Origin of the sequence: uncultured Gemella sp., from assembly GCF_963515875.1 — a bacterium.
In the GTDB taxonomy this organism is placed as follows: domain Bacteria; phylum Bacillota; class Bacilli; order Staphylococcales; family Gemellaceae; genus Gemella.
In genome coordinates this window covers 1-14,577 of sequence record NZ_CAUPZX010000044.1, presented here as the reverse complement: position 1 = coordinate 14,577, position 14,577 = coordinate 1, and the positions used below count along the sequence as shown (strand labels likewise).

14 protein-coding genes and 1 other annotated feature are annotated in these 14,577 nt (G+C 28.8%); of the genes, 4 read left to right on the top strand and 10 right to left on the bottom strand.

Annotation, left to right across the window (positions count from 1 at the left end):
• Positions 1 to 38 precede the first annotated feature (38 nt).
• The 10 genes from RWL85_RS07270 to RWL85_RS07225 all read right to left on the bottom strand — a co-directional run bounded on the left by RWL85_RS07270 (position 39) and on the right by RWL85_RS07225 (position 10,408).
• Positions 39 to 320, bottom strand: coding sequence for a hypothetical protein (locus RWL85_RS07270; protein ID WP_314086598.1), 282 nt, complete (start codon positions 318 to 320; stop codon positions 39 to 41).
• Between the two features lie 180 nt (positions 321 to 500).
• Positions 501 to 1,220 carry an amino acid ABC transporter ATP-binding protein gene (locus RWL85_RS07265; protein ID WP_314086595.1) on the bottom strand — a complete coding sequence of 240 codons (720 nt, stop codon included), beginning with the start codon at positions 1,218 to 1,220 and terminating at the stop codon, positions 501 to 503.
• A gap of 9 nt (positions 1,221 to 1,229) precedes the next feature.
• Positions 1,230 to 1,871: an amino acid ABC transporter permease gene (locus RWL85_RS07260; protein WP_314086593.1), complete on the bottom strand. Its 642-nt coding sequence runs from the start codon at positions 1,869 to 1,871 to the stop codon at positions 1,230 to 1,232.
• Positions 1,872 to 1,890: 19 nt separating this feature from the next.
• Complete coding sequence (locus RWL85_RS07255; protein WP_314086591.1) at positions 1,891 to 2,712, bottom strand: transporter substrate-binding domain-containing protein; 822 nt, start codon at positions 2,710 to 2,712, stop codon at positions 1,891 to 1,893.
• A gap of 210 nt (positions 2,713 to 2,922) precedes the next feature.
• Positions 2,923 to 3,118: a binding site (T-box leader), on the bottom strand.
• Between the two features lie 179 nt (positions 3,119 to 3,297).
• Positions 3,298 to 4,722 (bottom strand): leucyl aminopeptidase, encoded by a 1,425-nt coding sequence (locus RWL85_RS07250; RefSeq protein ID WP_314086589.1) that lies wholly within the window; start codon positions 4,720 to 4,722, stop codon positions 3,298 to 3,300.
• A 36-nt stretch (positions 4,723 to 4,758) separates the two neighbouring features.
• Positions 4,759 to 6,156, bottom strand: a complete 1,398-nt coding sequence (locus tag RWL85_RS07245; RefSeq protein WP_314086588.1) for an FAD-dependent oxidoreductase — start codon at positions 6,154 to 6,156, stop codon at positions 4,759 to 4,761.
• A 12-nt stretch (positions 6,157 to 6,168) separates the two neighbouring features.
• Positions 6,169 to 7,407, bottom strand: a complete 1,239-nt coding sequence (locus RWL85_RS07240; protein ID WP_314086585.1) for an ABC transporter permease — start codon at positions 7,405 to 7,407, stop codon at positions 6,169 to 6,171.
• Positions 7,400 to 8,143, bottom strand: a complete 744-nt coding sequence (locus RWL85_RS07235) for an ABC transporter ATP-binding protein (RefSeq protein WP_314086582.1) — start codon at positions 8,141 to 8,143, stop codon at positions 7,400 to 7,402. The genes RWL85_RS07240 and RWL85_RS07235 overlap by 8 nt, the downstream gene beginning before the upstream one ends.
• Entirely contained in the window at positions 8,136 to 8,732 is a 597-nt protein-coding gene (gene coaE / locus RWL85_RS07230) for a dephospho-CoA kinase (RefSeq protein ID WP_314086579.1), read from the bottom strand. Before coaE ends, RWL85_RS07235 begins: the two co-directional genes overlap by 8 nt.
• Before the next feature lie 233 nt (positions 8,733 to 8,965).
• Positions 8,966 to 10,408: an amino acid permease gene (locus RWL85_RS07225; RefSeq protein ID WP_314086577.1), complete on the bottom strand. Its 1,443-nt coding sequence runs from the start codon at positions 10,406 to 10,408 to the stop codon at positions 8,966 to 8,968.
• Between the two features lie 399 nt (positions 10,409 to 10,807).
• On the opposite strand from RWL85_RS07225, the gene RWL85_RS07220 reads away from it, so the two are divergent.
• From RWL85_RS07220 to RWL85_RS07205, 4 genes are all read left to right on the top strand, one after another.
• A complete protein-coding gene (locus RWL85_RS07220) occupies positions 10,808 to 11,935 on the top strand; it encodes an acyl-CoA dehydrogenase family protein (protein WP_314086574.1) in 1,128 nt (375 codons plus the stop codon).
• A gap of 96 nt (positions 11,936 to 12,031) precedes the next feature.
• The gene (locus tag RWL85_RS07215; protein ID WP_314086571.1) at positions 12,032 to 12,856 is read left to right on the top strand and encodes a PhnD/SsuA/transferrin family substrate-binding protein; all 825 of its coding nucleotides are present in this window, start codon (positions 12,032 to 12,034) and stop codon (positions 12,854 to 12,856) included.
• 2 nt (positions 12,857 to 12,858) lie between these two features.
• A complete protein-coding gene (locus RWL85_RS07210) occupies positions 12,859 to 14,034 on the top strand; it encodes a cobalamin-independent methionine synthase II family protein (RefSeq protein ID WP_314086568.1) in 1,176 nt (391 codons plus the stop codon).
• On the top strand, positions 14,027 to 14,491 hold the full coding sequence (locus tag RWL85_RS07205) for an OsmC family protein (protein ID WP_314086566.1): 465 nt from the start codon (positions 14,027 to 14,029) through the stop codon (positions 14,489 to 14,491). Before RWL85_RS07210 ends, RWL85_RS07205 begins: the two co-directional genes overlap by 8 nt.
• Positions 14,492 to 14,577 lie beyond the last annotated feature (86 nt).

Below are 14,577 nucleotides of genomic sequence, written 5' to 3'. Positions count from 1 at the left end.
CTATTTGTACATTTTTATTTTATCAAAACTGTACATTCTTATTTTATCATTCTCACTTTATCCTCTGAAATAACTCCCATTAATTTCAGTAATTTATCCCATTCAAAAAGCATCTGCAAAGCATATAGTGCTAAAAATAGATAAACTATCTTTGTAATTGGAAAATCACGATAATCTAAAAAGAAAAATCTTAAAAAAATTACAAATAATAGTGAAACAGAAGCTATCTTAAAATGCTTTTCACCTGATACTTTTACATTAAAAAATATCATAACTATAGGAATTAAACTCCAACTTACAAAACATTCTACTATATTCATGATATATCCTCCATATAAATACAACCCTCTTACTACTGTAATTTCTACTTATATTATATCATATAGTTAACATAATATAAAACGCTTTCAATGTAGTTTTACATAGTAAAAATTCTATATTATATAAAAAATATCACTAAGAAATATTCTATATTTCTTAGTGATATGATAGGTTCTATATTATAATATTTTCGAGAAGAATTCTTTCGTTCTTTCTTCTTTTGGATTATCAAATATTTCTGATGGAGTTCCTTGTTCTAAAACTATTCCACCATCCATGAATATTACTTTATCAGCAACTTCTTTTGCGAAATTCATTTCATGAGTAACTATTAGCATAGTTAATCCTTCTTCTGAAAGTTCTTTGATTACATCTAGTACTTCTTTTACCATTTCTGGATCTAGGGCACTAGTTGGTTCATCGAATAATAAAACTTCTGGTGAGTTAGCTAAGGCACGTGCAATAGCTACACGTTGTTTTTGCCCTCCTGAAAGACTGTTTGGATAAACATCTTTTTTGTCTTCTAATCCAACACGGCTTAATAACTCAACTGCCTTTTTCTCTATGTTTTCAGCAGTATCATCACCGAAGGTTTTTGGAGCAAGTGTAATATTTTCTAATACACTCATGTTTGGGAAAAGATTAAAGTTTTGGAATACCATCCCTACTTTTTTTCTATATTTATTGATATTTTGTTTTGTAATATCTTCTCCATTGTATAAAATTTGTCCACTGGTAGGTGTTTCTAATAAGTTTACACAACGTAATGCTGTACTTTTTCCACTACCACTTGAGCCTAGAATTACGATTTTCTCCCCTTTTTCGACGCTGATATTTACACCTTTTAATACTTCTAATTTCCCAAATTTTTTATGTAAATCTTTTATTTCTAATAACAATTTCTTCACCTACTTCGTTAATTTTTTCTCTAAACGTTTTACCAATATCGATAATATTGATGTAATGATAAAATATATTGCAGCGGCAACTAAATATGGTCCAAAAGTTTGGTATGTTGCATTTTTTACTGTGTTAGCAGTAAACATGATATCAGCCACTCCTACAAAATAGACTATTGAAGATTCTTTTACTAATGAAATAAACTCATTACCTAAAGCCGGTAAACTATTTTTAAAGGCTTGTGGTAAAATTATTAATTTCATAGTTTGAAAATAACTTAAACCTAAAGAGCGCCCTGCTTCCATTTGTCCTTTATCTATTGCTAATATTCCTGAACGAAATATTTCACTAACATACGCCCCAGAGTTAATTGAAAGAGCAATTATCGCTGACATAAATGGTGTGAATGAAATTCCAATTTCGGGTAATGCAAAGTAAATTATCATAATTTGCACTAGTATTGGAGTATTTCTAATTACTTCTACATATATTCCTGCTATTATATTAAATACCTTAAAAGTACTAATTTTTGCTAAACATATTACAATTCCAAGTATTAATCCTACTAGTAAAGCTATAAGTGAAACTTTTAAAGTTGTTACTGTAGCTTCTAAATACGTCGTGTAATAATTCGGAAGAAAATCAAACATTCTATTTTATACCTCTCTTTTATTCGCTTTGTGCAGCAATCTTAGCATATTTATCAAGTTCTTTTTCAAATGCTTTTTGTTCTTGAATTTCTTTAATTACTGCGTTTACTTTTTCTAATAATTCTTTGTTACTATTATCTTTTCCTTTTTTGAAGGCAATTGCCATACCTGTTGCTTCTGGATCGTTATCTGCTGTGAATGTACTAATTTTAATATCAGTATATTTATTCATTGCAATTTTTGCAACGTCATCTGGAATTAACACTGCATCAATTTTTTTATTTTTAAGATCTTGTAGTAAGCTTGGCACATCAGTCAAGGCTTGGATATTTTTTTCATCCATTTTTAACTGTTCTTTAGCATAAGTTTCATATGTTGACCCTTTTTGAACACCAATTTTTTTGTTTTTCAAATCAGCTACTGACTTAATTTCCTCACTATCTTTATTAACAACAAAAATTCCTTTACTTGTATAGTAAACATCTGAGAAATCAACAGCTTTTTTTCTTTCCTCTGTTGGGTTAACTCCAGAAATTACCATGTCAACTTTATTTGCATTTAAAGCTGCAATTAATGAATCAAATGCCATTTCTTGAATTTCAACCTGAACACCTAATTTTTTAGCTACTTGTTCTGCTAAATAAATATCCGCTCCTACAACTTTTTTGCTACCATTTTCAGTTGTTAAAAACTCATATGGTGGATAATCAGGAGAAACCCCTAATACTATTTTTCCTTTTTCTTTGATTTCTTCTGTTTTAGGTTTAGTACTTCCTGTTGAGCACGCTGTTAATGTAAATACTGTAATAATTGATATAATGAATAATAATAATTTTTTCATTGTTTTGTCTCCTTTTTTCTTTATTATATTATAGAAAAGAATAAATTATAAATAAAAAATCTCTTTGTAGCTAAAATTTTTCTAGCTACAAAGAGACGATATTTCGCGGTGCCACTCTTTTTGATATACTATATCAAGAAAATACAATCCATGGTCTGTGAAGATAACGAGATAAATAAAAAAGTCTTTTTATAATTTCCGAAGAAACTATAAAAAGACGAAATCAATTCCGCGTTGCCACTTTTCTTGGTATTTAGCATACCCACTCAATCTCTTTAAGGCAGAGTTACCAATTATTTAATAATTGCCTAAAAAGTGCGTTCATCTAGAAAAATTACTAACCTCACACCAACGTTAGCTCGCTAAAAATTTTTTACCAAATTACTATTCTTTTCTAAGGTTTTGTTTTATTGTTACTTATTTTACACCTTTAGTATTTTCTTGTCAAGTATAAATTTATTATTTTTAATACTTTTTTGAATTTTTTTTACATTCATTGCTAAATCCTTGTTTATCTCTTATTACAAGCAAAGGAAGAACTCAATTATTACTTTCGTTATCGAGTTCTTCCTTAACTATTAACATCTATCTATTCAATAAGTTATATAGAGTTTTTACATGTACTCCTGTTGCACCTTTTGGTAAGTATTTTTCTGCTTTTGATAAATATGCAGTTCCTGCTATGTCTAAGTGAATCCATGGTACATTATTTGCTACGAAGTTTTCTATAAATAATCCTGCAGTTATAGTTCCACCAAGTCTTCCACCTGTATTTTTCACATCTGCAATTGTAGATTTATTTAATTCTCTGAAACTATCATCTGCTGGCATTTGCCATACTCTTTCTCCAGCTTCTTTTGCAGCAGTACTTAATTCATTATAAAATTCTTGGTTGTTCGTTACTGCTCCCGTATAGAATTCTCCTAATGCCACTAAGCAAGCTCCTGTTAATGTAGCTAAATCAATAACTTTGCTAACTTTTAATTTTTCAGTTGCATAATATACAGAATCAGCTAAAGTAATACGTCCTTCGGCATCTGTATTTAAAACCTCTACTGTTTTTCCTGATAATGTTGAAATAACATCACCTGGTTTATATGAACCACCAGCAATCATATTTTCACATGCTCCAACAACTGCAATTACATTAGTTTTTAGTTTTCTTGTTGCAACCAACTTCATAGTTCCTATTACAGTTCCAGCACCACCCATATCACAGTGCATTATATCCATGCTATTAGCTGTTGGTTTTATTGAATAACCTCCAGAATCATAAGTTACCCCTTTACCTACTAAACCAACTACTTCACTTTCATCTGGATTATTTAAGTATTTCATAACAATAAATCTAGGTTTCCTATCAGAACCACGTCCTACTGCTAATAAGCCTTTTAATCCTAATTCTTCACATTGTTTTTCATCATATACCTCTACTTCAACACCTAGCGCTGATAGTTCTTTACTAGCAATGTTAGCAAGAGTTTCTGGATATAAATACTCTGCTCTTTCATTTACTAAATCACGCGAGAAGAATACTCCACTCATAATATCACAAGCTTCATTTACTACCGCTTCTAAATTATCTAACTTCTCTTCTGTTGATAAGTTAATTGTGATTTCTGGGAATTCTTTTCTATCTGATTTATATTTATCAAATTTATAAGTTCCATGCAATGCGCCTTCAACTGCCGCATTTACAAATTTTTCAGTTAAAATATTGTTTACCTTAGGTAAAGTTACATACACTTCTAATTCTTTGTTTTTTTCTAATGCTTTCACCAACTTAAAGAATACTTCTCGTATTTTATCTTCTACTAGGTCCTCTTTTTTTCCTAATCCTAAAAGTATTTCTTTTTCTCCATCAAAAGGAAGATTAGTATACACTTCTTTAAGTTTTCCTGAAAATAGTTCTTTTTCTTTTACATATTCTAATAACTTACTATCATATACTTCATCCTCAAATATTGGAGTTACTTTTACACCAGCTTGTTTATCTATAAAAAATTTCATTTTTTCACCTCGTTCACGTACACTGTACGCCCTTTCTTATCTTATATTCTCTAATATTTCTTTTGCTGTTTCTTTTGCTTCTAATACTGTATTTTCTAATGTTGTACCTTTTTTTGATTTTCCAATTATATGAACATTAGGATACGTTTTTCTTAAATAATCTTCAAATTCATTTATGTTTTTATTATATTCTTTACTGCAAAATCTATAATTATCCTTAATTTTACTTACATAAAATTTATTAATGTTTCCTACTAAACCATGAACTCTCATAATTTCTTTTTCTATTATTTCTTTAATTTCGCTGTCATTCTTATCTATTAATTTTTCAATTGCATCTTCTCTACTAATATAAGCTCTAACCATTTGAATTCCACTCATTTTAATATCAATCCACTTATTACTAACATATTCTAATTTTGTAATATATTCGCTTTCTTCTTTTTGAAAAATTATTTCTCCGATTTCTCTATTTATATGTAGATCATCTCTTTTATAAATAAGTGTCACAACAATATTAGAAACATATTTCATACTCGAATAAAAATTATTAATTATTTCATCATTAAACCAAGGTAGAAAATTTTTCTGATTTAACGTAAGTATTATATAATCATAATAATAGATACTCCCATTAGAGTGAACTAAGTATTTATCACCTTTTTTTTCAATATTTTCTATTTTTCGATTTAATTCTAAAAATACTTTATCCGAGAAGTTAGATTCCAGTGTTTCTATAAACGATTTTAATGTAAACTTCAATCTATATTCAGATCCAACTGCTATATTATCAATAACTTTTCGAGTATACATATCTTCAAGTATTTTATTGATATCTTCTTTTTGAATAGTTAAAAATGATAATTCTGGCATTAAACTTACCATACTTTGCTCTGATACGTCACTACCATAATGACTTGTCAACAATGGTTCTATCAATTTATCATATATTTTTTCATTTATAATTGTTTTGAAAAATTCTTCTACTGTTAGTTCTTTAATATCTTCATCTTCCATAGTATTATACATATTATATAAAATAGATAACTTTTCTTTAAAAGTAAATAAATCTGATAAAATTAGCTCTCGTTTATCTAATGGAACACCATAGAGCATTTTTTCCGGAAGATATTTAATTCCTTCTTTTGTATAAAAAACTTTCTTAGTCGTACCGCTTTTTATTAGATATCTATGTAGGCCTAACTCTATCATCAGATAAAATAGTACTCCTTGTTCATTTATTGAATTATGCCAACCAAAATCATAAATCTCTTGACCATATTGAAACTTTCCAAATTTATCATTTGAAAACTCTAAATCTCTTTCAATTAAATCAATATTAAATTTCTTAGAGTTTACTCCTGAAAATTTATCAAGAAAATAAGCACAACTTATTCCCGACAAATCTCCTCCAATTATTGCTATATTTTTCATATTTATATCCTTCTATTTAACTTTTCCTATAAATACCTTAGCTATTATATTAGCTAGTATAAATGCTCCAAAATTAGTAACAAAACTCATCACTTCAAAGCTATTTAAGCAAATAGATATTATTGTTAAAATAAATGTTGTTACCAGAATTACAATAGTCAACATTTTTTTAAAACTTCCTACCTTAATACTTTCATCTATTGGCAAAATACTATGCCAAATATTGTTGCTCATTTGTTTATATAAAGGAACAAGTTGAATTATTGTTAAATAGCTATATGATATAATTGATATTGCACTAACATATGAATTTTTGAAACTAAAAATTACTAAAACTGCAAGTAACATCAGTCTTAATGCTAGATAAATTGTATTCTCTTGTCTTAAAAATACTCTATAATAATAGTATTTAAAACTGTTCTCTTTGGTAAAGTTTTCTTTAGTTATCTTTGGCAATAATATATCAAAATATTTCCTTCTAGCAACTTTTACACCGCTTAAAGGTACATCAACAAACATATTAACAAATTTTAAATAGCTTTCCATACGGTGTTTATCATATTCTGCCGCTTCATTCCATTTTACAACAAACTTCTCTTGATCTTCTGAACTTGCTTTATTAGTTGCATTTTTAAAAATATAGAATGTACAATATGCTAATGCCAATACCCCAATTACGTCAATTATTAGAATGTAAGTATTAACGATAAACACTACTAATATTTGCACAAAAACAACTATAAACTGTATAATTTTAACCCATACTAGCTCTGTATAATGAATAACTTGGAAGTATTTTAGTAAATTGTTTAGTATTATTATCATTAACAATAAACAGATGCCTAATTTATTAATACTGCCAATTATACTGGTAATCGGTTTTGTAGCGAAGTAAAAGATAATAACTGCAATAATATGAGTTATAGTAAGACTCATAACAGTTTTTGCCCCTATTTTCTTATAGTACTTTTCTAATGGTAATAAAAATACTGAGTCCGCTTCTTTAATATATGTCTTAATCTTAGTACTTACTAAATAATAACTAAAAGCAAGCGTTGCCGCAATAAATACTGAATACAATTCAAACGGACTTGCAATAGAGATCCATTTCGAATAATTTATTAGTGCAGCTCCCAATACTATAATAAGAAACATTATTAGGTGCGAATTAAAAATGTACTTACTATACGTTAACTTTAGCTCTTGCTCTTTTTTACGTCTTTCAGAAAAAATGTTTTCTATATTACTCATTGTTATCTCGCACCGTTAATGATAGATATATTTCATCTAAAGACGCACCTGCCATATTAAATTCGGCCCTTAGTTGCTCTAAGTTACCACTTGCTAAAATTTTTCCTTCATGAATAATAACAAAGTTATCACAGTACTTTTCAGCAGTAGCAAGAATATGAGTAGACATAAGTAAACTTGCCCCATTATCTCTTCTTTCACACATTAAATTGATTAAATCATTAATTGCAATAGGGTCTAATCCTAAAAACGGTTCATCTATTATGTATAAATTCGGTTCTACTAAAAAGGCACAAATAATCATTACCTTCTGTTTCATACCTTTAGAAAAATGTACAGGGAAAAACTTTTTCTTATCACTTAATTTAAATAATTTAAGTAAACTCTCTGCTCTTTGCCAAGTTTCTTCCATATTTAATCCATAAGCCATCGCTGTTAAATTAATATGTTCTTCCAATGTTAACTCTTCATATAACACTGGAGATTCAGGTATATAACTTATGCTCTTTCTGTATTTTTCATTATCTTTTGTGATTGTAATTCCGTTAACTTTAATTTCACCTTCCATAGGTCTAAGTAGTCCTAGTATATGTTTAATAGTCGTACTTTTCCCAGCTCCATTAAGACCTATAAGTGCAGTTATACTTCCTTTAGGTATTTGTATATTTATACCGTCAATAATTTTTCTACGATTATATCCTCCACCTAAATTACTAATTTCTAAAACATTAGTCATTATTTTTTTCTCCTCTCTTCAACTTTTCTAATATTTCTTCAATTTGTTGATAAGTACTTTCTAAAGTGTTACTATTATCGATAACAAAATCTCCTAAACTTGCTTTTTCTTTTGCGCTCATCTGACTATCTATTCTCCTTAGTGCAACTTCTTTTGTTAAGGAATTTCTACTCATCAACCTATCCAATTGGACATTTTCATTTACATAAATCACGATTACTTTTTCTACAAGATCTACAAAGTTTGCTTCATATAATAGCGCTATATCTAAAAACACAAATTTCTCATTTTTATGTTTCTCTTGTAATTTTATAATTAATTCCTTTATCTTAGGATGAATAATACTATTTAGAATTTTCAAATTTTCCTCATTACCAAAAACCAACTTCCCTAATTTTTCACGACTTATTTCATTATTTTCTAAAATAGTACATCCAAAATTTTCAGCTAGTTTTCTTTTCACATCTTCACAAGTAAGGGCATTATGACCTAATTTATCTGCATCAATAATAGTATACCCTTTATCTAATAAATATCTAGATACTGTACTTTTTCCACAAGATATACTACCTGTAATTCCAATATTCAAAACATCATCTCCATTAAATTACTTAAATACAATTTTATCATAATACGCAATCATTTACCATAGTTTAAAAGATTATTAACTCCTATTCAATACAAATTTTTTATAAAAATAATAATCTACTTATATTTTCCAACTATATAAAAAGATTAATAAAGACAATGTAATAACTTAAACAATTAAATTATAAATCTAACTTTTTAAAATTATTACAAAACTTTATTAATCTTCTTTTATTATTTATCTTTATATGGATGAATATCCATTTCTTCTAGTTTTACAAATTTTTTCTTCGTTACTACTTTAAATACTAAGTACATCACTACTCCAATAGCAGGACAAACTAAATTATATACCATTTGTACAAAACCGCCCGTAGTATAATCAGCAAACAGTTGTAAAATAATTATAGTAGAAAACGAAATTAAAGCAATATATGAGCCAACTACACCAGTTTTTGCTGTATATGGAAGAACATCTTCTGCTTTTTTTCCTTGTCTTACTATCGCTTTTCTTAAACGAATTTGCGATATTAATGATACCATCCAAATTATCATAACTATAATACCTACCATAGATAACAACATATAGTATCCACTTGGATTAAGTTTTTCAAAAATGAAACACAATACCATAAATATCGCTGAAAAAGTAAGTGCTATAACTGGTATTGAATTACTATTTAATTTTTTAAAGACTTTTGGCCCATAGTTATGAGAACTCAGTGAAAATAATTGTCTACTAGATACATACATACCTGAATTTGCTGCAGATAAAACTGAAGTTAAGATTACCGCATTCATTATTACTGCAGCAATTTCTAATCCTATATTTTGGAATACAATAGTAAATGGTGATGCTGTTACATTTTTTGTATCTAATAATCTTGGATCATTTGCAGATACAATAGATGAAATAATAATCATAGTAGCAATATAAAATATTAAAATTCTCCAGAAAACTTGTTTAACCGCCTTTGGCATTGTTTCTTTAGGATTTGGTGATTCTCCTGCTGTTACAGCAACAACCTCTGTTCCGCCAAATGAGAATGCTGCAGTTGAAAGAACACCAAATAATCCTAGAGCTCCTGCACTACTTGTTTTTTCACCATTTTTTATAAATGTATTAATCCCAGCTTCACTATTTCCTGTAATTCCAAAAACAATTGCTACTCCTACAACTAAGAATGCAATAACAGTCAGCACTTTAATAATTGTAATCCAATATTCAACTTCACCATAAACTTTAACACTTACTAAATTTAATAAATACAATAATAATAAAAATACAATACATATAGAAAATGTTGAAAATTGTCTAAAGAATTCCCAATAATGTAATATTTTAGATAATGTGATTATATCTACACTGGCCACTAGTATCCATAATATCCAAAATAGCCATCCAACTCCAAATCCAACTCCCGGATCTATAAAACGTGTGGCATATGCACCAAAAGATCCAGAAACTGGATAAAAAGTCGCTAACTCACCTATTGACGCCATTAAAAAATATATAATAACTCCTATTAATGCATATGTAAGAACAGCTCCATATGAACCCGCCTTACTTACAACCGCTCCACTCGCCATAAACAATCCTGTTCCTATACAACCACCAATAGCAATCATACTAATATGACGAGCTTGTAGTTTTCTTTCCATTTTTGATTCTGTCATTCCCCTCATCCTTTCTTGATTTATATTTATAAATATAGATTATACTATTTTTTTAGTTATTTGTAAATAATTTTCTGAAATTTCATCGATATTTTTTTACATTTCCCGATACTTTTGTACTCTTTTTAAAGTAAAATTATATAAAAATCTTATAATTGATAACTTTTATCAATTACAAGATTTTATTTTTATGTCCTGAAATATAATATATATATGAAAATGATTATCAAAATATTAATTCTCTTCTTGCAGATATAAAATAATTCTTTTCTTTTTTATAAAAATTTATTTTATAATTTTCTTATAATCCACTGTTTAGAAAACATTTACAGAATTGTTCTTTATGATATAATTTTTGTATAAAATATTTTATTTATATTAATGTTAGGAGGCATTATTATGACTACTTTTTATAACGAAGCTAGAGAATTTGCAAAAAAATATATTGATCCGATTGCAAAAGAAATCGATGAACAAGAAAGATTTCCTGAAGAAGTATTTAAAGAATTAGGAAAAGCTGGATACTTTAAACTTATGATTCCTACAGAACTTGGCGGATTAGGTAAAGATATGCAAGAACATGCTGATGCTTGTCGTGCTTTCGCTAAATCGAGTGCTACTGTTGGTTTATGTTATATGATGCACAATGTTGCATTAAATTGTGTTTTATCTTATGCAGATAATAATCTTAAATCAAAAATTTGTAAAGATATCGTAGAAAATGAAAAATTTATGGCACTTGCTTACAGTGAATTAGGTACTGGTACTCACTTCTATATCTCTGATGTAAAAACTGAATTCAAAGATAACTCAGTGATTTTCAATGGTCTAAAAAGTATGGTAACATCTGCTGAATTTGCATCTTACTACTTAGTACTTACTCCTTCTGATGTTGAAGGTAGAATTGATAACTGGGTATTCCCACTTGGAAGCAAAGGCCTAGAGTTTAAAACATCTACATGGCACGGTCTTGGAATGCGTGGTAATGTATCATGTCAAATGGCTATTAACGATGTTGAATTAGATAAGGAACTTCGCATCGGAGAAGCTGGTTCAGGTGTTGATCAAGTATTTACTATCGTTGCTACATACTTCATCACAGGGCTAGCTGCTGTTTATAGTGGACTTTGTGAAGCAATACTTGATGAAGCTGTCGCTCATACTACTAATAGAAAATATCCAACTGGTAAATCACTAAGCGAAATTGAGACTGTACAAATTCACCTATCTAAAATTTATAGTCAAACAAATGCAGCAGTTCTTGGAACTAATGAGGCTGTGCGTAGCTTCTTAAATAAAGATGCTGATATGTTAGCAAAAATCTTATCTGCTAGAATTTTTGCAAGTGAAGCTGCTATTGAACTAGCTCGTCTTGGTATGCGTGTTGGTGGTGGTAAGGCATATAATCGTGTTGGTAATATGGAACGTTACTTAAGAGATGCATTCGCTAGCCATATTATGGCACCAAGTGTAGACGTATTAACTATTTGGTTAGGAAAAGCAATTACCGGTCAACAATTACCTTAAAAACTATCTTAAAATATTTATATAAGGGGGATGGGTACACTTACCCCCTTATTTATAAAATTGAAATTAATATATAAGAAAAGAGGAATATTTATTATGACAAAATTAAAAGTTGGGGCTGTAATCTATGATCCAAAAGTGACTGTAATTTGGGGGATTATTGCTAAATTCTTTGAAGATAAAAACTTCCCTATTGAACCCGTTTATTATAAAGATTACAAAGCGCAAGTTGATGGATTACTAACACGTGAAATCGATATTGCTTGGAACTCACCTCTAGCATGGTTAGATACTAATATTCGCACAAATGGTACTGCACTAAACGGTTCAATGCGTGATACTGACCGTGATCGTAGTTCTTACCTAGTTGTAAAAATTAACAGCAACATAGATTGTATCAATGATTTAAAAGATAAAACAATTGGTTTTGGTGCAATTGATTCTCCTCAAGCTAGACTAATCCCTATTAATTATCTTCATAAACATGGATTAGAATTCGGAAAAGATTATGTTGAAAAACGTTTCGATATTGGTGTTGGTCTACATGGAGATCACGTTGGTGGTGAGCTTGATTCTGCTATTGCTTTAAAAAATGATGAAGTGTCTGGTACATGGATGTTAGATTTAAACTATAATACTTGGATAGCAGATGGTACTCTTGATGAAAATCAAGTTAAAATTCTATCAAAAACTGATTTATTCGATCACTGTATATTCTCAGGTCATCCTGAATTAGAAGTTTCGAAATTTGAAAAATTCATAGAAGTTCTACATAAAATGGATTATAGTAACCCTGACCATAAAGAAATGATGGACATGGAAGGATTAAAAGAATGGATTTCTGGCCGTACATCAGGATTCAAACAACTTACTGAAGCTAATGAATACCTTAACTTTTTTAGTGAATTTCATGGAGAATAATTATGACTAGTTCATCATTTTTAACTTCACTTCTAGGGAGTATGCCCCGAAGTAAGAAATTATTGACTGCAAAACGAAAATTAAATAAAGGTAATCTTGATTTAAGCTCTTATCATCAAATATTAGACGAAGAAACCAAGTATGTGATAAATCTTCAAGAACATAATGATATAGATATTGTAACAAATGGTGAATTAAATCGTGACAATTATGTTTCTTTTATTGCTGAACGCTTAGAAGGTGTTTCTATGATGAGTATGGCTGATATGTTTGATTATATTGAAGATAAACAAGGATTTGAACAGATTCTTAAAATACTAGATGTTCCTGCCATTAGCATTAAAAATGCAATTTGTACTGGAAAAATTAAATATAATAAACCACTAGTAGCAGACGAAATGGTTGAATTAAAAAAATTAACTACTAAAAAAATTAAAGCTACTCTACCTGGACCATATTTAATGACTCGTTCTATGTGGTTACCAGCTCTATCAAAGCAATATTATGATAGTAAAGATGGCCTTGGTGAAGATATAATTTTAATTTTAAAACAAGAAATAGACGCTTTAGTTTTGTTAGGAGTAGATATAGTGCAATTTGATGAACCTGTTTTAACTGAGGTTGTATTTTCAGAAGGAAAAACGAGATCTTTTATGTGCGCAGCTTTATCTGAGAAAAAAGATCCAACAGAGGAATTAAAATTCGCTACAAAATTAATAAAATCTGTAATCTCTTATGCTAAAGACAAAGGTATATTGGTTTCTCTTCATGTCTGCAGAGGTAATTGGAGTAGAGATGAGAGTATCTTACTTACAGGGCCTTACACTCCTCTTTTACCATTGTTTGAAGAGACATTACCTAATATACTTACATTAGAATTCTCTACTCCAAGAGCTGGTGAAATATCTTCGTTATTTAGTAGCAATTTAATTAGAGAAAATTGTATACTTGGTCTTGGTGTGATGAATCCAAGAACAGATGAAATTGAATCTTTAGAAGAAATAATATCTCGTGTTAAAGAAGTTCTGAAGTTTATACCAAAAGAGAGAATTTGGCTCAATCCAGATTGTGGTTTTGCAACATTTGCCAATAGACCTGTTAGTACAATGAATGTTATTGATAAAAAACTTGCTCGTCTAAATGAAGCAAAAAATTCATTGAGGAATCTATATGAATAATTTATATGAATCAAATAATTACGACGTCTCTTTTAGGGGAATATGGGCAAATCATAATTTTAAACTATATACAAATAATGATCTTATTCCAGTATCTTCTGATATAAGCTTCGATATAAATTCTGACTACAGAAGCAGTATAAACTATTTTGCTGCTTCTATCTTAGGTGGTATAGCTCATACTATAATTTCTTCATGTAAAAGATCAAATATTGAAGTTGAGGAGTTAGAGGGAAAAATTCATTTATTATTAAAAAATCCTTTAACATTACTAAACGTTAAGGGGTATAGCGAAGAACCTAAAATTGAAAAATGTGAAATCACCTATTATCTTTATGCAGATGCTGATGAAGATGTACTATTAAAATTCTGTTATTCATCATTAAATAATTCATTCATATATAATACACTAAAGAGTGTATTAAACTTTGAAATTAAATTCATTTTAATAGATTAAAAAAAAAGAAAAATCGAGTAATCTCGATTTTTCTTTTCAGATTGTTGACAAAACGACCAAAATATCAATGAAGATATTGATGTTTT

Coding starts and splice junctions, on each gene's coding strand:
- RWL85_RS07210 (WP_314086568.1), top strand. CDS start 12,859: ATGACTAGTTCATCATTTTTAACTTCACTTCTAGGGAGTATGCCCCGA.
- RWL85_RS07270 (WP_314086598.1), bottom strand. CDS start 320: ATGAATATAGTAGAATGTTTTGTAAGTTGGAGTTTAATTCCTATAGTT.
- RWL85_RS07255 (WP_314086591.1), bottom strand. CDS start 2,712: ATGAAAAAATTATTATTATTCATTATATCAATTATTACAGTATTTACA.
- RWL85_RS07250 (WP_314086589.1), bottom strand. CDS start 4,722: ATGAAATTTTTTATAGATAAACAAGCTGGTGTAAAAGTAACTCCAATA.
- RWL85_RS07215 (WP_314086571.1), top strand. CDS start 12,032: ATGACAAAATTAAAAGTTGGGGCTGTAATCTATGATCCAAAAGTGACT.
- RWL85_RS07205 (WP_314086566.1), top strand. CDS start 14,027: ATGAATAATTTATATGAATCAAATAATTACGACGTCTCTTTTAGGGGA.
- RWL85_RS07240 (WP_314086585.1), bottom strand. CDS start 7,407: ATGAGTAATATAGAAAACATTTTTTCTGAAAGACGTAAAAAAGAGCAA.
- RWL85_RS07225 (WP_314086577.1), bottom strand. CDS start 10,408: ATGACAGAATCAAAAATGGAAAGAAAACTACAAGCTCGTCATATTAGT.
- RWL85_RS07235 (WP_314086582.1), bottom strand. CDS start 8,143: ATGACTAATGTTTTAGAAATTAGTAATTTAGGTGGAGGATATAATCGT.
- RWL85_RS07245 (WP_314086588.1), bottom strand. CDS start 6,156: ATGAAAAATATAGCAATAATTGGAGGAGATTTGTCGGGAATAAGTTGT.
- RWL85_RS07260 (WP_314086593.1), bottom strand. CDS start 1,871: ATGTTTGATTTTCTTCCGAATTATTACACGACGTATTTAGAAGCTACA.
- RWL85_RS07220 (WP_314086574.1), top strand. CDS start 10,808: ATGACTACTTTTTATAACGAAGCTAGAGAATTTGCAAAAAAATATATT.